Origin of the sequence: Klebsiella sp. 141161 (assembly GCF_050600815.1) — a bacterium.
Lineage (GTDB): Bacteria > Pseudomonadota > Gammaproteobacteria > Enterobacterales > Enterobacteriaceae > Klebsiella > Klebsiella aerogenes.
This window is the reverse complement of the sequence record NZ_JAQIRN010000002.1, coordinates 20,079-41,428: the sequence shown is the minus strand read 5'-3', so window position 1 is coordinate 41,428 and position 21,350 is coordinate 20,079. Positions and strand designations below refer to the sequence as shown.

At 48.5% G+C, this 21,350-nt stretch carries 20 protein-coding genes, 1 other RNA gene and 2 pseudogenes; 14 read left to right on the top strand and 9 right to left on the bottom strand.

Going from position 1 to position 21,350, the window contains the following annotated elements:
* Positions 1-3: 3 nt before the first annotated feature.
* Positions 4-2,523, top strand: a complete 2,520-nt coding sequence (gene torA / locus PGR79_RS04790) for a trimethylamine-N-oxide reductase TorA (RefSeq protein ID WP_072206485.1) — start codon at positions 4-6, stop codon at positions 2,521-2,523.
* A 187-nt stretch (positions 2,524-2,710) separates the two neighbouring features.
* Here the strand turns inward: torA and PGR79_RS04785 are convergent, their stop codons facing one another.
* Both PGR79_RS04785 and PGR79_RS04780 read right to left on the bottom strand, forming a co-directional pair.
* Positions 2,711-3,034, bottom strand: a complete 324-nt coding sequence (locus tag PGR79_RS04785) for a contact-dependent growth inhibition system immunity protein (RefSeq protein ID WP_113374597.1) — start codon at positions 3,032-3,034, stop codon at positions 2,711-2,713.
* Positions 3,018-3,827 carry an RNase A-like domain-containing protein gene (locus PGR79_RS04780; protein WP_430921165.1) on the bottom strand — a complete coding sequence of 270 codons (810 nt, stop codon included), beginning with the start codon at positions 3,825-3,827 and terminating at the stop codon, positions 3,018-3,020. Before PGR79_RS04780 ends, PGR79_RS04785 begins: the two co-directional genes overlap by 17 nt.
* 802 nt (positions 3,828-4,629) lie before the next feature.
* Here PGR79_RS04780 and PGR79_RS04775 point away from each other — a divergent pair.
* From PGR79_RS04775 to PGR79_RS04730, 10 genes and pseudogenes are all read left to right on the top strand, one after another.
* Positions 4,630-4,853: pseudogene (locus PGR79_RS04775) on the top strand (DUF1272 domain-containing protein).
* A 146-nt stretch (positions 4,854-4,999) separates the two neighbouring features.
* Positions 5,000-5,596, top strand: a complete 597-nt coding sequence (locus PGR79_RS04770; RefSeq protein WP_113374595.1) for a hypothetical protein — start codon at positions 5,000-5,002, stop codon at positions 5,594-5,596.
* Entirely contained in the window at positions 5,568-5,795 is a 228-nt protein-coding gene (locus tag PGR79_RS04765) for a hypothetical protein (RefSeq protein WP_162750226.1), read from the top strand. The genes PGR79_RS04770 and PGR79_RS04765 overlap by 29 nt, the downstream gene beginning before the upstream one ends.
* A 392-nt stretch (positions 5,796-6,187) precedes the next feature.
* Positions 6,188-7,105, top strand: a complete 918-nt coding sequence (locus tag PGR79_RS04760) for a restriction endonuclease (protein ID WP_046876678.1) — start codon at positions 6,188-6,190, stop codon at positions 7,103-7,105.
* A 166-nt stretch (positions 7,106-7,271) separates the two neighbouring features.
* Positions 7,272-7,874 (top strand): site-specific integrase, encoded by a 603-nt coding sequence (locus PGR79_RS04755; RefSeq protein ID WP_113374593.1) that lies wholly within the window; start codon positions 7,272-7,274, stop codon positions 7,872-7,874.
* A gap of 183 nt (positions 7,875-8,057) precedes the next feature.
* Positions 8,058-9,356 carry a hypothetical protein gene (locus PGR79_RS04750; RefSeq protein WP_430921162.1) on the top strand — a complete coding sequence of 433 codons (1,299 nt, stop codon included), beginning with the start codon at positions 8,058-8,060 and terminating at the stop codon, positions 9,354-9,356.
* A 237-nt stretch (positions 9,357-9,593) separates the two neighbouring features.
* Positions 9,594-9,854, top strand: a complete 261-nt coding sequence (locus tag PGR79_RS04745; protein WP_430921160.1) for a hypothetical protein — start codon at positions 9,594-9,596, stop codon at positions 9,852-9,854.
* A gap of 480 nt (positions 9,855-10,334) precedes the next feature.
* Positions 10,335-11,999: a hypothetical protein gene (locus tag PGR79_RS04740; RefSeq protein WP_430921158.1), complete on the top strand. Its 1,665-nt coding sequence runs from the start codon at positions 10,335-10,337 to the stop codon at positions 11,997-11,999.
* Positions 12,000-12,222: 223 nt separating this feature from the next.
* Positions 12,223-12,759, top strand: a complete 537-nt coding sequence (locus PGR79_RS04735; RefSeq protein WP_113374589.1) for a dihydrofolate reductase family protein — start codon at positions 12,223-12,225, stop codon at positions 12,757-12,759.
* Between the two features lie 176 nt (positions 12,760-12,935).
* Positions 12,936-13,736 (top strand): nucleotidyltransferase domain-containing protein, encoded by an 801-nt coding sequence (locus PGR79_RS04730; protein ID WP_113374588.1) that lies wholly within the window; start codon positions 12,936-12,938, stop codon positions 13,734-13,736.
* A gap of 159 nt (positions 13,737-13,895) precedes the next feature.
* Here the strand turns inward: PGR79_RS04730 and PGR79_RS04725 are convergent.
* The 3 genes and pseudogenes from PGR79_RS04725 to smpB form a co-directional block, all read right to left on the bottom strand.
* A pseudogene (locus PGR79_RS04725) lies at positions 13,896-13,997 on the bottom strand (integrase arm-type DNA-binding domain-containing protein); the annotation flags it as partial.
* Between the two features lie 204 nt (positions 13,998-14,201).
* Positions 14,202-14,564, bottom strand: a transfer-messenger RNA (tmRNA) gene (gene ssrA, locus PGR79_RS04720).
* A 143-nt stretch (positions 14,565-14,707) separates the two neighbouring features.
* A complete protein-coding gene (smpB, locus tag PGR79_RS04715) occupies positions 14,708-15,190 on the bottom strand; it encodes an SsrA-binding protein SmpB (protein WP_015370247.1) in 483 nt (160 codons plus the stop codon).
* A 153-nt stretch (positions 15,191-15,343) separates the two neighbouring features.
* On the opposite strand from smpB, the gene PGR79_RS04710 reads away from it, so the two are divergent.
* Together PGR79_RS04710 and PGR79_RS04705 are read left to right on the top strand one after the other, a co-directional pair.
* Positions 15,344-15,781: a type II toxin-antitoxin system RatA family toxin gene (locus PGR79_RS04710; RefSeq protein WP_015370248.1), complete on the top strand. Its 438-nt coding sequence runs from the start codon at positions 15,344-15,346 to the stop codon at positions 15,779-15,781.
* On the top strand, positions 15,771-16,061 hold the full coding sequence (locus PGR79_RS04705) for an RnfH family protein (protein WP_015370249.1): 291 nt from the start codon (positions 15,771-15,773) through the stop codon (positions 16,059-16,061). Before PGR79_RS04710 ends, PGR79_RS04705 begins: the two co-directional genes overlap by 11 nt.
* A gap of 63 nt (positions 16,062-16,124) precedes the next feature.
* Here PGR79_RS04705 and bamE read toward each other — a convergent pair whose 3' ends face one another.
* From bamE to nadK, 3 genes are all read right to left on the bottom strand, one after another.
* On the bottom strand, positions 16,125-16,463 hold the full coding sequence (gene bamE / locus PGR79_RS04700; RefSeq protein WP_020078157.1) for an outer membrane protein assembly factor BamE: 339 nt from the start codon (positions 16,461-16,463) through the stop codon (positions 16,125-16,127).
* A gap of 147 nt (positions 16,464-16,610) precedes the next feature.
* On the bottom strand, positions 16,611-18,272 hold the full coding sequence (gene recN / locus PGR79_RS04695) for a DNA repair protein RecN (RefSeq protein ID WP_020078158.1): 1,662 nt from the start codon (positions 18,270-18,272) through the stop codon (positions 16,611-16,613).
* 86 nt (positions 18,273-18,358) lie between these two features.
* The gene (nadK, locus tag PGR79_RS04690) at positions 18,359-19,237 is read right to left on the bottom strand and encodes an NAD(+) kinase (RefSeq protein ID WP_113374587.1); all 879 of its coding nucleotides are present in this window, start codon (positions 19,235-19,237) and stop codon (positions 18,359-18,361) included.
* 123 nt (positions 19,238-19,360) lie between these two features.
* Here nadK and grpE point away from each other — a divergent pair, with 123 nt between their 5' ends.
* Positions 19,361-19,951, top strand: coding sequence for a nucleotide exchange factor GrpE (gene grpE, locus PGR79_RS04685; RefSeq protein WP_015370253.1), 591 nt, complete (start codon positions 19,361-19,363; stop codon positions 19,949-19,951).
* 103 nt (positions 19,952-20,054) lie between these two features.
* Here the strand turns inward: grpE and PGR79_RS04680 are convergent, their stop codons facing one another.
* Positions 20,055-21,341, bottom strand: a complete 1,287-nt coding sequence (locus PGR79_RS04680) for an HlyC/CorC family transporter (RefSeq protein WP_026612238.1) — start codon at positions 21,339-21,341, stop codon at positions 20,055-20,057.
* Positions 21,342-21,350: the final 9 nt, after the last annotated feature.

The following is a 21,350-nucleotide window of genomic DNA, read 5'->3' as shown; positions in this document are numbered from 1 at the left end:
ATGATGAAAAAGAATAACGATTATGACATGGCGGATCAGAGCCAGGAACCCGGTATGAATCTGACGCGTCGCCGTTTTCTGGCTGGCGCCAGCGCCCTGATGGCGGCGCCGCTGCTGGCGGGGCTGTGGCCGCGTTCGGCGCTGGCGGAGGCCATTAGCCAGGCGATGCCGCAGTTTATCGCATTACGCCAGGCGGAAAGCGGGATTCTCACCGGCGCCCACTGGGGCGCGTTTGAAGCCATCGTCCGCGACGGCAAAATGGTTGACGTTCGCCCAATAAAAGACGATCCGTATCCCAACGAACTGATTACCATGGCGCCGTATCAGGTTCACGCCGAAAACCGGATTAAATATCCGATGGTGCGTAAAAGCTGGTTAGAAGGCGGGGCGAAAAACAGTAAGCCAGAGCTGCGCGGCCGCGATGAGTGGGTCCGCGTCAGCTGGGATAAAGCCCTGCATCTGGTGGCGGGTGAAATCAGCCGTCTGCAAAAAGAGCATGGCCCATCATCTATTTATGCCGGTTCTTACGGCTGGAAAAGCGTCGGGATGTTCCATAACCCAAGAACGCTGCTGCAGCGCATGATGAACCTGGCGGGCGGCTTTGTCGGCTATTCCGGTGACTACTCCACCGGCGCGGCGCAGGTGATTATGCCGCACGTGGTCGGCTCTGTTGAAGTTTACGAACAGCAGACCGCGTGGCCAAACGTAATTGATAACAGCGAGCTGGTGGTGATGATCGGTTGTAACCCCATGATCACGCTGAAAAACAGCTGGAACCTGCCGGATCACGTCGGCCAGACGGGCTTTGAAGCGCTGAAGAAAAAGGGCACCCGGATGATCTGTATCGACCCGGTGCGCAGCGACAGCGCGCGTGAGTTAGGCGCCGAGTGGATCGCCCCGCGCAGCTACACCGACTGCGCGCTGATGGCGGGGGTGGCCCATACGCTGTTGGCTGAAAATCTGCATAACCCTGATTTCCTGAAAACCTACACCGTAGGGTTCGATAAATTTGAAGCCTACCTGAACGGTAAAGAAGATGGCGTCGTTAAGGATGCCAACTGGGCTGCGGATATCAGCGGCGTTGATGCTGAGACTATCAAGCAGCTGGCGCGAGATATGGCGAAGCATCGCACCATGATCATGGGCGGCTGGGGCATTCAGCGTCAGCATCATGGCGAACAGGCCCACTGGATGATGGTGACGCTGGCGGCGATGCTGGGGCAGATTGGCCTGCCCGGCGGCGGTTTCGGCTTTAGCTATCACTACTCTTCCGGCGGTAGCCCAACCGCGCGCGGCGGTATTCTGGCGGGGATCTCCGCCGGTAGCCCAACGTCGCCGGCGGCGAAAGATATTACGCCGTTCCCGGTGGCGCGCATCGCCGATGCGCTGGCGAACCCAGGCAAGACCATCGACTATAACGGCACGAAAGTCACCTATCCGGATATTAAAATGGTGTACGTGGCGGGCGGTAACACCTTCCACCAGCATCAGGATACCAACAACCTGGTGAAAGCCTGGCAGCATCCGGAAACCGTGGTGGTGAACGAACCGTACTGGACGGCGACGGCGAAACATGCGGACATCGTACTGCCGGTGACCACCACCTACGAGCGCAACGACATGGACATGGGCGGCGACTATTCGCAGCTTTATGTCTTCCCGCTGCGCCAGTGCGTACCGCCGCAGAACGAAGCGAAAAACGACTTTGATGTCTTTGCGGGGATTTCCGAGATCCTTGGGGTGCACGAGGCCTTTACCGAAGGCAAAGATGAGATGCTGTGGTTGAAGGGTATGTATGACGAGATGAAAGCCCAGGCGCGCAACGCCCGCGTGGCGCTGCCGCCGTTTGATATGTTCTGGGCTTCCAACAACTACATTCGCTTCCCGATCCCGCAAGAGAATACCCAGTGGGTGCGTTTCGCCGATTTCCGCGAGAACCCGCTGCTCAACCCGCTGGGGACGCCGTCAGGGAAAATCGAGATCTACTCTGACGCCATCGCCAAAATGGGCTACGAGGACTGCAAAGCGATTCCAACCTGGATGCCGCCGCACGAGTGGTATCGCGGCCCAGAAGCCGAGAAATATCCGCTGTCGCTCAATACCGGTCACCCGATTAACCGTCTGCACTCTCAGCTCGATAATACGCCGCTGCGCAAGAAATACGCGGTAGCCGATCGCGAAGCCATCTGGATCCATCCGAAAGATGCGAGCGCGCGCGGCATCAGTGAAGGCGATCTGGTTCGCGCCTTTAACGATCGCGGGCAGATCCTTGTCGGAGCGGTGATTACCGATAACGTTCGCGAAGGTGTGGTGCGCATCAGCGAAGGGGCATGGTTTGATCCGGCCGATCCGTCACAGCCGGGATCGCTGTGTAAAAACGGTAACGTCAACTGTCTGACCTTTGACGTCGGCTCCTCCAGCCTGGCGCAGGGGAACTGTGGCCAGATGTCGCAGCTGCAGATCGAGAAGTACACCGGACCGGCGCTGAAAAACACCGCGCACGATGTGCCGGTAGGCGCGTAACCCGCAGCTGACGTTTGAAAGACAAAACGGACACTTCCGTGAGGGAGTGTCCGTTTTATTGTTGTGCTCTTTCCGGTAAGAGAGATTGCCGCGGCGCAGGTTTGCTATGGTTACCTGCGTATTCATATTAACAGTAAACGATCTTCTTAATGTGGATTAGAACTTACTGAATAAGATATTTTTGATACTAATGTTTTAATAAAAAAAGAGTTTTCTCCAGGAAGGTACGCCATGTTTCACCCCACGGTTCGGGATGGAACCTGTCATTCGCAATTTTCTCCATAATGGAGGTAAGCACTTCCTCATCTTCGATTTCTAATAAAGAGGAAATTTCTAATTTAGTATTTTCAATTGATGAGATACTGTAGTCACGATAGCTGCCGATAATCTCATTAATTGAATTGCCAAAATCATCGTGCTCGTTACTAAAATAAATAGTGAGCATATCCTGTATGGCAGGGTACTTACGGCCCGGGTTTTTATCCCATATATGGTTAAGACGTGAGAACATAGTACGGTTTCCCCTGATAAACTTGTTTCAGTAACACTACACGGACAGTATAACTGGTTTCTTTGACATTTAGTCCTTGCCGGAACCCGTATCCAATTGCACTACCGGTTTTATAGGTCAATTCAAGTGGACGAGAACCTGCGCCTGAATTTGCCCAATATACTACTTTGAGTTTATTGGCTTTTAATGCGCTACTGATAGCCTTTTCCGCATGTTGTACAGAATAAAATGATGATACAGACCTCATCTGAGGGCGTCGCGCCAGACGTTCCAGTAACTCTTTTTCTGAAATCGATACGTGTTTGGATAGCGTGTGACCGCCAATTTTTACTGGGCGTACGGCTTCATGCTCTATGATTCTAAAATTTCCTGCGCGGACATAAGCAACACGAGCAGCGCCTAAAGCGAGGCCAAATGCAGCCGGGGCAGCAATATCTACGGTCAGGCCAATGCTCATTGCTATCTTTTCGTCGGCGCCGAACTGACGCGCAGTTTCAACAGCTAACTGGTAAGCCGCTGTACGGGTATCACGGCCTGTGATGATTTGGTCAATTGATGCATGAAGGCTATCGAGTCCATGGGCGCCAACGACGACACAGGCCGCTTTGGTCAACATAGTTGGGTCAGGAGCCGCGCATAAAATCGTAGCTCCGGCTAATTCAACAGTACTCATTGCTACATCGAGCCCACCTAGCAATCTGTTTTGTAGTGTCTCCGCTTCTGTCACTGTTTTATCTGACATTACTGCCGCCAACTGAACTGGCGACATTACAATATATAATCCATTATTCATAGTGCCCCCTGATATTTATCTGGCGATAGTAAAAAACATTATCGTGATTCGCAAATGAATCTCTACAAGTAATTTTTTGTTTCTTGGCTTTTGGTTTTTTTTACGGGTGGGTTTTGTCGGCGGAACCTATAATTTTGGCTTATATTAAAACTATGTTTAATATGATCGAGTGAGGTGTCAGTAAATTTTTTTACATGGTGTCTTTCTATATTTAAAACTATAGCGATTGATTCACTTTAAGTTGTTAGACAATATTTTTATAAGTTTTATATATGGTGCTGGGTTTTATTCGTAGTATAAGACTGGCAGGATCTTCTACCGGGGGGGGGGCAGTCCACTTTTGCCGGGTTTCCATAGTTTTAGGCACCTCAAAAACAATAAAGCTTTATGAGGTGCCTAAAAGCTTCGAATTTAATTAGTTCTCTTCGGACTTCACGGGACAAATTGAGGGCACAAAAAAGCCTGCAAGGCTTGCGCCGTGCGGGCTCTCAGGACTTCATCGGATGACTCTAATAATCACCGATGGAGAATTTTGGGCTAGCGTCCTTGTAATTGATGGGGGAGGTGGTTGAGTTTGTTGGGGATTTTGATTTTTTTCGCGAAGGGGAAGTTGCATGCTTGTCGTTCGTTTAAAGTAGTGAGCGTTTCTGTCGGGTAATTCACTCTCTTGATTTTTCCCGCCTGTAGACCATCCTTATCTAATATATGTGAAAAACAATGACGTCATCTATCGTTAGAAAGAGATACGGATAGTTGGCTTTTGGTATATCTAATGATGCCCCTTTAACAATAAGAGAGAACCATGCTTGAACTCCGTCCTAATTGCGAGGCTGTGATAAAGATCTGCCCCCTGAATCAAAAGAGGCATTCATCTGTTCATTTGAATGCACATTTTGTATTGATTGCGTGACCCAACGGCTTAGTGGCCTGTGCCCGAACTGCGGAGGGGAACTGGTGCGACGTCCAATACGCCCCGAAGCATCTCTCCTGCGATATCCTGCATCCAGTCAGCGTCACTTTAAATAGTAGAGATGAAAACTATGTTCGCTCCTTGCTTATAACGTCTTAAGTGATCCTGCTAGCCGTCTGCATAGTGTCAGGAGCGGACATTCCACACTTCTGCTAATGTGGTCAAAATCGGTATGCCACTGCAATCTAGCAAAGGATAGATAATGGATAAAAATGAGCCATCAATATGGCCTCCGTACCAAGTCTTCTATATCCAATCGATGTTGTTTAATACAACATCGGCTCTACAGGCCGTGGATAGAGCATCTAAGTACATCCAAGCTATCAGTGAAGGGAAGCTAGGGCCACAAGATCGGAAAGATGAGCTTCTAGACTGTCTACAAAACTTCATCAATCATAGTGCTGCTATAGCTCGGTACTTCTTTCCATCAATGATTGGTGGAAAAGGTGAGAAGGTTTTACATAAGAACCGTGCTGAGTTTCTGAGGCAAATTTTTGATGTGGCAGAAAGCAGCCCTTTGCATGATAAGAAACTTAGAAATGCAATAGAGCACTTTGATGAACGACTGGATATGTATCTTGAAGGTGGAATTGTAGGAAATATCTTCCCAAGTCTAATCTTGAACAAGCCAGAAGAAACAGATGTGCCGCATCACATCTTCAGAGCCTACTATCTAAATGATGGAATTTATCAAGTATTGGGGGAAAGACATAATGTTCAACCTATTCTTGATGAAGTCATGAGAGTTCATGAACTGTTGGAGATATTTGATGAAAATGGTGGAATATTTGGGAAATAAAAAAGCACCTTCGGGTGTAATGCCATTTTTTCTTTGCTCGTGTGCCATTCCCAAATCAGAAATGGATGACAGTCAATATAATTTTGTGACGGGCATGGCGGGCGGCATTGACGTTTTTTTAAATAACGACCTTATGGATTACCAGATAGCTGGGACAGGAAAAAGTTTTATCGGAAAATACTTGGACGTGTGGAACTAAGATAGCGCGAAATATCAGCAACGTTACCAACAGGCTGTCAAAACGTTTACGAATAAACCGATGACAAAAGGAGATTGTAATCAACTGAGTGCTGATATTTACAGGCAGAATCAGGCTCTGGCCAGCGTCGACCAACAGCGCCAGCAGGAGCAACAGGAACGCCAGACCCAGTCTCTCAATGATGTCTTGAAAGGACCTGTGCAGACCAACTGCACCCGGTACGGGAATTCCGTTTACTGTACGTCCTATTAGCTCTTTATGACGCGTATTGTCACCACTATCTGGCGCCACGCTGATTTATCCCGGTAAAGGAAATGCGCGCCTTTACACCCTGTTCAGAGGTAAAGTAAGAACATTCAGTTAGGAAATTTGTTTAGTGGAGTGATTGCATTTTGGAAAAGATCCAGGCGACTGCGGTTAAATATATCAAGCTGGGAGAGGGAGGCGAATGGGAACATGAGTGCCTGACATCTGGCATTATTAAGTTTGGGTACCACAAAACGCCCCATCAGATGTGCCTTGAGGGAAAGTGGGAGGATGTGAATAAAGTCTGGTTAGAAGAAAGGAAAAATAACCAGTCCACTGCCACCAGTGATGTCAGACAGATAAGGACGTTTTACACCGCCACCCCCGATATACTCTTCATTACGTTCAGCCAGGGGTTATTGCATTGGTGCCAGCCTTCCGGAGAGGTCACCGAACTGGATGATGGCAGTAGGACCCGCCCCACGGTGAGCGGATGGCACAGCCATAGTCTGGCCGGGAACCTTCTATCCCACAGCGTCCTGAGCGGTGCTTTACTCGCTACACAGAATTACCGGGGGACCATCTGCGATGTGCGTTTGGCCGATTACGCCCTGCGAAAAATCAATGATGAGCAATCGCCGGAAATCATCAGCGCTGATATTGCTAAAGCTCAGTACCTGAAGGCTATTACCAGGCTGTGTAGTTTGCTTACCTGGCAGGACTTTGAGTTGCTCGTAGATCTGATTTTCTCCGCCAGCGGATGGAGAAGAACCGGGAGCCTTGGCAGGACACAGAAGACTGTCGATATTGAGCTTGAACTGCCCACCACCGGAGAACGGGCATATGTGCAAGTGAAGTCTGTTGCTGAGCAGTCTGTATTCTCTGACTATCTGTCACGGTTCCAGACCAGTGACAGCTATGATCGGATGTTCTTTGTCTGGCATCAAGGGACATTGAGTGAGGATCTCCGTGCTGAAGGCGTCACTATGATTGGGCCCACGAGGCTTGCAGAACTCATACTGGACACCGGGCTGGCACGATGGCTTAGAAATAAGGTTTCGTAATAGCCCGGTACCTTATCGGTTACGGGCATTTATGCTAGAAGATGCCTTTTCTTATTCTGTGTAGTGGATAGCTAAATTTGGCCACTTTCAAAGGTATGTTAATTTCCGCTCCTCGCTCATAAGGGACAACCATACTCAAATCTCCCACATTGCAGGAGATTTGAGTATGAACACGTCACCGTGGAACAAAGACCGTATCATCGGCCAAAAAAGACCACTTCAGATATCTCATATCTGGGGGATCCAAATCCGGCTTGAACTAGAAGGTAAAACGCGCGATTTGGCTCTCTTCAATATGGCCTTGGACAGTAAGCTACGAGGCTGTGATCTGGTCAAACTCAAAGTATCTGATGTTTCATATGGTAGCTCTGTTTCAAGCAGAGCTACGGTGTTGCAACAGAAAACCGGTAGCCCTGTGCAATTTGATATAACCAAAGGGACAAGAGAAGCTGTTGCTGCATTGATAAAGCATGGCAATTTGCATAGTAAAGACTTCTTGTTTCGGTCTCGAGTCGGAACTAACCAGCCCATATCAACCCGGCAATACAACCGAATTTTTCATGGGTGGGTAGAAAAGCTTGGTCTCGATGATTCGCTTTATAGCACACATTCCATGAGAAGAACAAAACCTTACCTAATCTACAAGAAAACCAAGAATCTCCGGGTGATCCAACTTCTGTTGGGCCATAAGAAACTGGAAAGCACAGTCCGTTATCTGGGCATTGAAGTCGATGATGCATTAGAGATCTCTGAATCGATCGAAGTCTAAGGTTGTCAGGGCTGCAACAGCAGCCCTGTGCCAAAAGCGGATGTGACCCATCGACATGTTTTAGTCGACGCAAGCAAATCATAACGGTTAATGGTTGAGTAGATTTTTCATATCAATTTATATTATTGTAGATAAGTCTGATAAAAATTTGAGTCACACCCTCTGGGATAATAAGGAAATTATATGAAAGCTCGTTTGATACCGCCGTTCGAAAACTACAGCGGCAATGTTTTATGGTGCAAAGAGGATTTTATTAATAAAGTGGATGATATCTTAACATCTCTAATAAAGTTGAGAGGTATCGGATATTGGGCTAGTGCCTTTCCTGAAGGAAACGGCATTACATTTAATTATAACAAAGATAGATATCAAAAAAGCAGTATTGAAATACTAGAAGACTTCTCAAGATGCTTTGAGTGGGTAGTTATAGAATTAGCTAAATCAAGGAACTCTGACCTAGAATTAGCTGAGTTAGAAGATGAAAGCAAAAAGATGGAGTGCATAATTATTGTGCCGATTGAGAAGATTTTAATTCAGGAAACAATCGAGATCGGACAGTATACTTTTTATTGCGAAAGACACTTTGATGAAGAGCCACATGAGCGCTTGTCAGATCAAGATGGTTCGTATATACAGTTTAACTGCCACCTACCCTATATTGATTTATTAAAGCTTAATTCAAGCATTGATCATAACAGCCATGTTATAAACATGTGTTTGTCTATAGCTGAATGTGCGCTTGACTTGGTCAGATTTTCTCACGGCTCATTTACACGTAAGGAATTTACCCCTAACCCTGCAGGTCAACGCTCAAGCGGATTTTATGATGTAGAAATCATTCCTTGTGAGATAACTCATCTTAAACCAATTATAATAGGTGGAATATCAAGACCCCTTGCCGTGAGTAATAATTGGCTCGGCCCTCAGGTTGATAGCTTGTGTTATCCTGGGTTGCAATATTTATCTTCCGTCTACGATGGAATCGTGGAAAATGAACTTTCAAAATTAGTTAGCTCCGTAGTTAGAGCATATAGGCAATCTTTTTATTCAATTGGCGAGGAATCACAATTTCTAAACCTAGTCTTTGCACTTGACGGTCTTGCTAATATTGACTCAAATTGGAAAGGATGGAAGCAACGAACCTACATTGCAGCACTTACATGTAATAACTCACTACTTAAATTTAAGAAAAACTTAGAAGTTTATGACGAGTTATATACTGAAGTAAGAAACAAGCTTGTTCATGATGGTAAAGATTTTTACGAACTCAATGTCAATGCGAATGAATCCTCTGAACAAATTTTTACGTATATTAAGACAATTATAATATTCATCGAAAGTAACAGCCTTTCCACTTTGCAAGAATTAAGAGATCATGCAGTTCACCTACTTCAGCAGGAGGATTATAAAACTGCTTTTATTGAGATAATTGACAGAGTATCTCTTTTCAGAGGAAAAACCCCTAATTATCCTTTATGGTGATTTTAATGAAAATGCTAATTACTTGTTAATATAACTTCCGCTCCTCGCTCATAGAGGACTGGGGGCCTTTCCTTCAGCCAGTTCCGCTTTGGGCCAAGAGCTGAAATCGTAAAAAACCAAGCATATTGATTACTTAGTAGCGGTACAGAATCACGAAAAGCACATTAAAGATTGGCACGGGGTATCAGTAGAGCTAACAGTTGCTGTCATAATTTTTACCAAGCAATTGGGGGAAAAATGGCACGCCGAATTGAATTGCGGGGCATAGCTAATGCTCTTAATGAGAGCTTTGTGAGCCGTAACAACGATTTTAAAGGATACTGGGCTATTGGTCAGTTAAGGTTATTTTCTCTCAATAACAATCTGATTGCGATGGATTTTTTACTTACTCCCCCTAAAAGCGCCCCGAACTTTAATCTGATACATTATGTTGAAATCCACTATGCAATCATGCTTGAACGCTTATTAAGAAAGCAACAAATTCCTGATACCTGGTAAGTGAAGCTAGTATTACACTCGATTTCAATGTTAATGCTAAAAACGAGCAGTTGAATAAATGCTCAACCTCAAGTGAACCTTTTCAGTGCTGTTGTCAGATAATTGATGACACTGGTCGTGGTTACTCTTCCGTTGTTTATGGTCGGAGCCAAGTTCACTCACCCGTGAAAGAACTAAAACGACTCGAATACTAATTACATAAAAATCTTCTGGCCTTCCGCTTCTCGCTCACAGCGGACATTCAAACCAGTAAACTCCTCGGCTTCGTGCCAGGAGCGGACCTTGTAACTCCCAGCCCGCCAATTTTAGTGGACTTATGCTGATGGTAAGCACTTGCATGAAAATCTCGATATAACGCGGGCCGGCATGTCGGGGATACGAGTGCACACAACTAGTATAAACCTTGATGATTAGCTACTATCGATAGCGCATTTAGTTAAAGGATACTGACAGCATATCAACATAGATAAGGTATAAATGATGTCATTAAAAACCATTAGAGAGCAGGTTCTGAATTTTTTATCACAATCCAGTCCCTCAGTGATGGCAATTAAAGGTGAATGGGGTGTAGGTAAAACTTATGGTTGGGAGGCTTTACTACTTGAGGCCCAAAAAAGAACTATGTTGTCAGCTAAGAGATACTCATATGTTTCTTTATTTGGCATTTCCTCTCTGGATAAGTTGAAGTACACGATTTTTGAAAACTCAATCCCCAAAGATTCAATTGGTACTGAGCCTAATTTAGAAAGTTTAAGAACAAATACCTTGGGTATGTTAGAAGTGCTAGGTCGAGGATCTTGGAGTAAGCTTAAAGAAATGCCTTTTATAAAGTCAGCGGCCCCGGCGGTGGAAGCATTTTCTTTTATGTCTATATCTGAAGCGCTGATTTGCATTGATGATTTAGAAAGAAAAGGAGCAGGCCTTGATTTAAAAGATGTTCTCGGGTTAGTATCGCTATTAAAAGAAAAAAAGAAATGCAAAGTGATTTTATTATTGAATGCGGGAACTGAGGCGACGGATGATTACGAAACCTATAAAGAAAAAGTTATAGATATCGAATTGGACTTTTCTCCTACGCCTGAGGAGAGTGCTGCGATTGCATATGACAACAGAAAGACCTATCACAAAGAGTTATCAGCATTCACAGTCTCTTTAGGTATTAAAAATATTAGAGTTCTAACAAAAATTGGTAAGTACATTGATTTAGCTATTGGATGCTTTGAGGATACCGAACCTGAGCTTAAGACACAATTATTACAGACTACTGCTTTGTTTAGCTGGGCATATTACTGTTCGACACATGATGAGGATATCCCGAGCTTAGATTTTATAGAATCAATGAAAAGTATCTATTCTGTTGATTCCAAAAAACTAAGTGATAAAGAAAAACTTTGGAAAAATATTCTATTGGGGTATTCATTTACGAGGGTTGATGCATTAGACCGAGAGATAGCTAAGTTGGTGAGACAAGGATATTTAGATCGTGAGAAGTTCACACTTTCTATGACTGACGTAAATCAGCAAGTTATCAATAATAAGAAAAATAATAGCTATAGGCGTGCATGGGACAGTTTTCACAATAGTTTCTCAGACAATCAGCAATTAGTGATTCAGCAACTTTTTGATAGTTTTATTTTAAATATCCATCAAGTCAACCCTGGAGATTTAGATAGTTTGGTAAATGTTTTTAGAACGCTTGGTGAAAACAACAAGGCTTCTAGAATTATTGACGAGTTTATATCGAAGAGAAAAGGTGATGTTGAATTGTTTAATCCTGATAATTTCGATTTTAATCGTAAGTTAGAGGATGAGGAAATAGTTGATAAGTTCAGGGTGATTTATTTACAGGATAAGCCAAGAACAACTATTAAGATAGTTCTTGAGCGGATTTCTGGTCAGAATGGTTGGAATGAAGAAGATATTGAGACACTTTCTAATGCGACTGAAGATGAGTTTTATACATACTTTAAAGAACTTAACGGCCCCAATTTAACATCACATGTTTCAACATGTTTGAAATTTGGTGGTTTCAGCAATGGTAGCGAAAAAATGGAGTCAATAGCTTTAAAAGCAAAAGCCGCCCTACGTAAAATCGCATCTGAAAGCAAGATTAATGAGATGCGAATGCGTAAGTTTGGGTTGTAATTCCAAAGTGTATGAGTGTGATGACAAGGGAATACTGAGTGTATAATTATTGGGCAGTTTTGTCGTTATCACACTTAATACATTTAATGAGTCGACATATGTATGCCAACTTCCGCTCATCGCTCACAGCGGACCTTCAGCTTAGGTAACTTGCTCGCTTCGTGCCTGGTGCTAACATTGCTAAACTCAACGAGATCTATGCAACCTGAATACGGAGCTCTTGATGGTCACCACACATGTTTTCATCGCGGTCAGTCTTGATGGTTATATCGCCCGACAGGATGGCGATATCGACTGGCTGTTGAAGCGCGATGACCCGACAGAAGATCATGGCTATGCCGCATTTATTGCAGACAAAGATTGGATCATTATGGGGCGAGGCAGCTATGAGAAGGTGCTGACTTTTGACGAATGGCCTTATGATCGGCCCGTGCTGGTGCTTTCCCGGCAGCTAACTGATACTCCCGTGCCCGAGGCGCTGAAGGGTAAGGTGCAGTTTTCATGCTTCACGCCAAGCGAGGCTCTTGCTCACCTGAAGGAGAAAAACGTGCACAGGGTATATATCGATGGCGGGCAGTTAATACAGTCATTCCTGCGCGAAGGCCTGGTTGCCGATATCGTTGTCACTATCGTTCCTGTCCTGCTCGGGTCGGGAAAACCGCTGTTCGGAGTACTGCCCCATGATATCGATTTGACGCTATTATCCAGCCGCAGCTTCCCTTCGGGTCTGGTGCAGTCGCACTATCGGCTGATGTCATAAGCTGAATCTGAGCATAGTGGCGACCTCCGCCGATAACCGCTGTGGTGATTGTGGGATCAGCCGAAAAGGATGCCATCTCTACAGGGACATCACTGTTCCTGCAAAAAATATCTGGCCCGAATATAAACAACTCGATATTCTGAAATGCTTTGTATTTTTTGTGAACAGGAAAAAGTATGCTGAGTACATTACCCGATTTACACAGAAGTTTTGCAGAGCAACTCAAACTTAAATTTCAGTCTGATTCGCGAATTCACTCCCTTCTCGCTGGTGGCTCGATTGTTCATGGCGGGTTTGATAAATACTCCGATCTCGATTTTGTCGTTGTCGTAGACACTCTCCACTATGACGAAATCATGATGCAGCGTAGGGAGCTTGCCGGAACATTAGGCCATCTGCTCCATGCTTTTACCGGGGAACATGTCGGAGAACCTCGCCTGCTAATATGCCTGTATGGCCCAGAACTTCTTCATGTCGATCTGAAATTCGTCACTCTGGAAATGCTCACTCAACGCGTTGAGGAGCCCGCAGTGCTATTTACCCGTGATAACACTGCTCTGCAGCGACAACTGGCAAAATTTAGTGCTCACTGGCCTGATATGACGCCGGAGTGGTTTGAGTCCCGAGCCTGGATCTGGCTGCATTATGCAGTGGTTAAGTTGGGAAGGGGCGAACTCTTCGAAGCGATGGGTATGCTGTCATTCTTCCGTGAGCAGGTGCTGGGGCCAATGTTGTACCGTCGTGCCAATCTTCCGCAACGTGGGGTTCGCCGCATTGAATTCCACGGCATTGACCCTGATGGCCTGCTGACTTCCACGCTGGCAACGCACGATCGTGACTCCGTCAGCATGGCCATCAGAATGGCTGTTGACGCTTATATCAATCTGCGAGCTGATGCTCTGCCTGAGAATATCGCAGATGATGCGGCTCGTTGGGCGGTTCTTGCGATGCTGAAAGCGTATTCTGACGGGGTTTAAACATGTACTCCGGTCGCTTACACGGCCGGAGTAAAAGTACCAGCGATCTAAATCCCAGGATTGGCCGTCTCAGTTTAGTTTCTAAAATCCCATGCTAAAGCCAGGTTCAGGTGTCAAGAGTAAGGTCCGCTATCTAAAAAAAGTGACCTGCCTGTATGCGATATTTACACCATCACCACCATCATAGAGCACATAGTCCGCTTCTCTGGGTTTAGCAGATTCGATTTCCTTAACGGATAGAGGTTTGGTTTGTCTTGCCATTGCCGGGTTTCCATAGTTTTAGGCACCTCAAAAACAATAAAGCTTTATGAGGTGCCTAACAAGGTGCCTAAAAGGTTCGGATTTAATTAGTTGGCATCAGACTTCGCGGGACAAATTGAGGGCACAAAAAAGCCCGCAGGGCTTGCGCCGTGCGGGCTCTTAGGACTTCATCGGATGACTCTGGTAATCACCGATGGAGAATTTTGGTGGAGCTGGCGGGAGTTGAACCCGCGTCCGAAATTCCTACATCCTCGGTACTACATGCTTAGTTTGTCTTTACATTCGCACGCCAGCTGCGGACAGACACGCCACTAACGAACTAGCCTGATTAGTTTTAGCACTTCAACCCCAGGCAGGGCATCCGCGCGATCTCTTTTGGGTTTGACCTCTCTTGATCCCCGTCCTAAGAGCGGAGGCTAGGGAGAGAGGGCTCTAAGCAGGTTATTAAGCTGCTAAAGCGTAGTTTTCGTCGTTTGCGACTATTTTTTTGCGGCTTTTTACGAGGCCAACCGCCCCTCGGCATGCACCTTGGGTTTCGCGAATCCCGTCGAATCCAGAATCAGCCCCAATGTGTACTTGAAGTATAACAGATTTGTGAAGGTGGTTTCCAGCCCCCGAAGCGAGGATTCTGGCGGCATATCGAGTGAAAAAGCAGCAACAACAGCAATATAGCGTGGGGCCAGGGGGAGCTGGCCCGCAGAGAGGGGGAATTACCGCCCGGCGTTCTTCATGATGCGCGCCTTATCGACCGCCCATTCACGATCCTTCACGTCGGTGCGCTTATCGTGTTGTTTCTTACCTTTCGCCACGCCAATTTTCACTTTGCACCAGGCGTTCTTCCAGTACAACGACAGGGCGACGACGGTATAACCTTCGCGGTTGATGCGGCCGTATAGCGCATCGAGCTCGCGCTGATTGAGCAGCAGCTTGCGGGTACGGGTCGGATCGCAAACGTAATGCGTGGAGGCGACCGCCATTGGCGTAAAGTTGGCGCCGAAAAGATAGGCTTCGCCATCTCTCAGAATGACATAGCTATCGCCGATGTTGGCTTTGCCGGCACGCAGAGATTTCACTTCCCAACCCTGCAGCGCGAGGCCTGCCTCGTATTCATCTTCGATAAAGTATTCGTGACGGGCGCGTTTATTCAGCGCAATGGTGGCTGATCCAGGTTTGTGGGCTTTTTTCTTAGTCATAATGTCCTGAAGTCATCGCTAGTTCTAAACATTGTTACCTCAATCCTTCCTGCGAGGCGTAATGGGCTATCTTAGCACGAGTTATGGTACAGCGTTTTTTTTAGCAGCAGATAAATGATATTATTTGCCCTGTGTTTAAATGTGGAACCTGCTATGCCTCAGATTAGCCGTACTGCGCTGGTGCCTTTCAGCGTGGAACAGATGTATCAACTCGTAAATGATGTGAAGTCCTATCCCGATTTCCTGCCTGGCTGCACCGGTAGCCGAGTGCTGGAGGCCGGGCCGACGCAAATGACGGCGGCGGTTGATGTGTCCAAGGCCGGCATCAGCAAGACTTTCACGACGCGTAATACACTGACCGATAACCAGAGTATTCTAATGAGCCTGGTCGATGGGCCGTTCAAAAAGCTGATTGGCGGCTGGAAGTTTATTCCGCTCAGCCCGGATGCGTGCAAAATTGAGTTTCATCTCGATTTTGAGTTCACCAACAAGCTGATTGAAATGGCTTTTGGTCGCATCTTTAAAGAGCTGGCTGCCAATATGGTGCAGGCGTTCACCACGCGCGCCAAAGAGGTGTATCGTGTCGGCTAATATTGTGGTTGAAGTCGCCTATGCGTTGCCGGAAAAACAGTACCTGCAGCGCGTGAAGCTGCAGGCTGGGGCAACGGTCGAGCAGGCGATTATCTCCAGCGGTATTCTGGCGCTACGCGAAGATATCGATCTGGCGAAGAATAAAGTCGGCATCTACAGCCGTCCGGTCAAGCTGCATGACGAAGTCCATGATGGCGACCGCGTAGAGATTTATCGCCCGCTGATTGCTGACCCGAAAGAGCTGCGCCGGCAGCGGGCTGAAAAGCACGCTGAGAAATAAGCGGGAATGCACAATTAAAAAAAGCGCTCATTGAGCGCTTTTTGCATTTCTACTGGCCTGAGATTACTTGGTCAGCGCCGGTTTGTTATCAATGTTGGTTAACACACCGCTGCTGTCGAAGGTCAGCGTCAGTGTCTGCTGGCTCACTTTCTCATGGCCCGGCTGCTGGCGGAAAACGTAGAACCAGGTGTTGCTACCAAATGGATCTGACATCATCGGCGTACCCAGCGCATAAGCAACCTGCTGTTGCGTCATGCCGACACGGATTTTTGCTACATCATTAGGTGCCAGATAGTTACCCTGGTTGATATCAGGACGGTAAACCACTCGTTCCAGAGTGGAACAGCCTGCGGTCAACATAAGGAGAACCGCTGCGGCAGCAGTCAGCGTTTTACAGCGCATAGTGATTTGATTCCTTTTTGGGCCCGAGCAATACGTGGCTCATCTGTAATATGCCGATAATAATAGACCTTTGCCCGGTTGGGAACCTTCGACTGCAGGTCTATTGGCAATTTGCTGTTCACTATGACTCTGTGAAAATCAAAAAGTTTACGCCGCAAGCAACTCTTTCGCGTTCGCCAGGGTGTTGCGGGTCACCTCGCTACCGCCCAGCAGACGGGCCAGTTCCTGCAGTCTGGCGCGTTTATCCAGCGCATGCATGTGCGTCTCGGTCATCTCGCCATCGGTCTCTTTGCAGACGAAGAAATGATGGTGACCACAGCCAGCAACCTGCGGCAGGTGAGTCACGCACATGACCTGCGTGGATTCTCCCAACTGGCGGAGCAGTTTGCCGACCACCGCCGCCGTCGGGCCGCTGATGCCGACATCGACCTCATCGAAAATCAGCGCCGGGGTCTCCATTTTACGAGCGGTAATAACCTGAATAGCCAGTGCGATACGCGACAGCTCGCCGCCGGAGGCCACTTTAGCGATCGGCTGCAGCGGTTGCCCCGGGTTGGTGGTAACGCGGAACTCAATATGGTCGGCGCCTTCGGCGGTCAGATGGCGTTCATCAAAGGCGACATCAATGGCAAACACGCCGTGAGGCATAGAAAGTGAGTGCATACTTTCAGTAATCAACTGGGTGAGTTCGTCGGCGCTGCGCTGACGCAGGGCGTGCAGTTCTTGCGCCGTTTCCAGCGCCTGGCGGTGATGCTCAACGACCAGCTGGCTCAGCGACTCCAGCGAACCGGCGCTGTCGTCCAGCAGACGCTGCTCATCCAGCATGGCCTGATAGAACGCCGGCAGCTCTTCCGGCGCAATCTGATGCTTACGCGCCAGAGCGATCTGCCGGGAAATGCGCTGCTCCAGTTCGAACAGACGGTTAGGGTCGAGATCGAGACGGTCATTGTAGTGGCGCAGTTCATCGGTCGCCTCGCTGAGCTGAATAGAGGCTTCTTCCAGCATATCGAGCACGCTGGAGAGTTTGCTATCCATACCGACCAGCTCGCTAACCAGCTGTTTAGCGGTATAAAGCTGGCTTTGCAAATTGGCCTCTTCGCCGTCGGCCAGTACCGTTAATGCATGCTGACAGGTACTGAGCAGCTGGCCGCTGTTGGCCAGACGTTTGTACTCTTCGTCAATCTGTTCGAACTCGCCCGGCAGAGGATTAAATTCGTTCAGTTCTTTGAGCTGGTATTGCAGCAGGTCTGCGCGGGCGGCGCGCTCCTGGCTCTGCTGCTGATGCTGCGCAAGCTCCCGGCAGCTCTGGTGCCACTGGCGGTAGCGCTCCGCCATGCGTTGAGTAAGCGCATACTCACCGGTATAACCATCAAGCAGCGTTTTCTGATGTTCGGCTTTGGTGAGTAACTGATGGGCATGCTGGCCGTGGATCTGGATAAGCAACTGGCCCAGCTCGCGAAGCTGAGAAAGAGGCACGGCGGTGCCGTTGATGAAACCGCGGGAGCGGCCGTCAGCGCTGATCACGCGGCGAAGTAAACACTCACGCCCGCTCTCCAGTTGGTTCTCTTCCAGCCAGCGCTGGGCGGCAGGGGTATCTTTCAGCGCGAAGCGCGCGCACAGGTCGGCACGGCTGGCGCCGCGGCGCACCATGTCAGCTTCGGCTCGGCCGCCGAGGCACAGCCCCAGCGCGTCGATGGCAATGGATTTCCCGGCGCCGGTTTCCCCGGTGATGGCGGTCATGCCGCTGTGAAAATCAATTTCCAGTTCACGAACGATAGCGAAATTGCTGATGGTGAGTTGCGCCAACATAGCTGCCTTCCTGTATGAAAAACCATTACTGTGTTTTCGTACAGTATAGACTGGTTTTTTATCCAGTAAAGAGGCAGCTTGTAAAATCAGAACAATTTTTTCGACCACCCAAGCTTGGTGCTTAATGTATTGAAATAACTATAGTCTTTCGGGTGAATCAGATTGAGGTGATAATCACAGCGGCGGATGAGCACATCTTCGCCGTCCTGGATGGGCAGCGCAATCTGGCTGTCGCAGCTGATTTCCAGATCGTTGCAGCGCTGCGAGAAGCGCAGGCGAATGGTGCTATCGCCGTTAATCACCAGCGGTCGCGCTGATAGCGTATGCGGGAACATCGGCACCAGGGTGATGGCGTCCAGAGAAGGGGTGAGAATAGGGCCGCCGGCAGAGAGCGAATAGGCCGTCGAACCGGTAGGCGTGGAGATGATCAGGCCGTCGGAGCGCTGGGAGAAGGCGAACACTTCATCGATATAGACCTCGAACTCAATCATGTGCGCGACTTTACCCGGATGCAGCACTACTTCATTGATAGCCGTGCTGATGCGCTTCTGGCAGTCATGCTGGCACACCTGGGCTTCCAGCAGAAAACGTTTTTCGGCGATATAGTGGCCTTCAAGTACGTCGGCCAACTGCTGGAGCGCGTTATCCGGGTCAAGGTCGGTAAGAAAACCAAGATTGCCGCGGTTAATGCCGATGACGTTGATGTCATAGCGCGCCAGGGTACGCGCCGCGCCGAGCATATTGCCGTCACCGCCGACCACCACCGCCAGATCCGCCTGCTGGCCGATTTCCGCCAGCGTGCCGGTTTTAACATTGCTAAGCTGGAGTTCATTGGCGATTTGCTGCTCGACCAGCACCTCATAGCCTTTGCCGCATAGCCAGCGCCAGAGCATTTCATGTGTGGTCAGGGCGGTTGGGTGACGAGGGTGTCCCACAATGCCGATACACTTGAAATGGTTCTTCATGATCTGGATGTCCTTGGGTTAAATGAATGATGACAATCTGTCTGCTTCCCTTGAATCCCGGAAACTGATCCCCATAATAAGCGAAGTTAGCGAGATGAATGCGAAAAAAACGCGGAGAAATTCATGAGTAGTAAAGAACAGAAAACGCCTGAGGGGCAAGCCCCGGAAGAAATTATCACGGAGCAGCACGACAACGTAGAGGCGGTAGAGCCTGAGGTTTCTGCTGAGCAGGTGGATCCGCGCGATGAAAAAATTGCGAATCTGGAAGCACAGCTGGCCGAAGCGCAAAAGCGTGAACGTGATGTGATGCTGCGCGCAAAAGCGGAAGAAGACAACCTGCGTCGTCGCACCGAACAGGATATCGAGAAAGCGCATAAATTTGCCCTGGAGAAGTTCGTCAACGAACTGCTGCCGGTTATCGATAGCCTGGATCGCGCGCTGGAAGTGGCTGATAAAGCTAACCCGGATATGGCGCCGATGGTTGAAGGGATCGAACTGACTCTGAAATCGATGCTGGACGTCGTGCGTAAGTTTGGCGTGGAAGTGGTTGCCGATACCAACGTACCGCTGGATCCTAACGTGCATCAGGCTATCGCCATGGTCGAGTCTGACGATGTGGCTGCCGGTAACGTACTGGGTGTTATGCAGAAGGGTTATACCCTGAACGGTCGTACTATTCGCGCCGCGATGGTAACCGTCGCGAAAGCGAAGTAATTCGTTAGTTCGCCAGTAACGGCTGCCTGCGGGTGGCCGTTTTTATTGGCTTTAAATAAAAAAACGGCGAACCGAAGTTCGCCGTTGTTCTTTGCTGGCTGCGCTATTCCGCCACGCTTTCGCGTAATGATTTCACCGGCATCACTTTCACCTGCTTAATCATATTGTCCTGTACGTCGAGAATATCGATATCATACTGTTCGATACGTACGCGGGTTCCAGGGACTGGGATCTCCTCCAGCGCTTCCAGAATAATGCCGTTAACGGTACGCGCGTCGTCTTCCGGCAGGTGCCAGTTGAACGCTTTGTTGATTTCCCGCACGTTGGCGCCGCCGTCAATAATCACCGAGCCGTCATTAAGCGGCGTCACTTCTTCGGCAAGGGTCGGCGACATCGAGGTGGTGAAGTCTCCCACGATCTCTTCAAGAATATCTTCAACGGTGACCAGCCCCTGAATATCACCATATTCATCGACCACCAGGCCGACTTTCTTTTTATTACGCTGGAATTTCACCAATTGCGTGCTGAGCGGCGTACCTTCCGGCACAAAGTAAATCTCATCTGCCGCTCGCAACATGATCTCTTTTGTGAACTCTTTCTTTTCCGTCATCAGACGATAGGCTTCACGGACGCGCAGCATGCTGATGGCATCGTCCAGCGAATCACGATACAGCACGATACGGCCATGCGGCGAGTGGGTTAGCTGGCGGACGATAGATTTCCAGTCATCGTTGATATCGATACCGACGATCTCATTGCGCGGCACCATGATGTCATTAACGCTGACCTTTTCCAGATCCAGGACCGACAGCAGCATGTCCTGATTCCGCCGTGAGATTTGTGAACGGGATTCATTCACAATCGTTCGCAGTTCATCTTTACTCAATGCGCCGCTAATAACGTGATCGGTCTTAATGCCCATCATGCGCATCAGTACGCGGGTAATGGTGTTCAACAGCCACACCAGCGGCATCATCAGGACCTGTAGCGGCGCCAACAGGAAACTGCTGGGGTAGGCGACCTTTTCCGGGTACAGGGCGGCAATGGTTTTAGGTAAGACTTCGGCAAACACCAGCACGACAAAGGTGAGCACGCCGGTGGCGATAGCCACGCCGGCGTCGCCGTACAGACGCATGCCGACGATGGTTCCCAGCGCCGAGGCCAGGATATTGACGAGGTTGTTGCCGATGAGCACCAGGCTAATGAGGCGATCCGGTTTACGCAGCAGCTTTTCCACCCGCTTAGCCGGGCGGTTGCCTTGTTTCGCCATATGGCGCAGCCGATAGCGGTTCAGCGTCATCATGCCGGTTTCGGAACCGGAGAAATAGGCGGAGATAATCACCATGATGATCAGCGTGACGATCAGCGTGGTGGTAGAAATGTGTTCCAGGAGAGACTC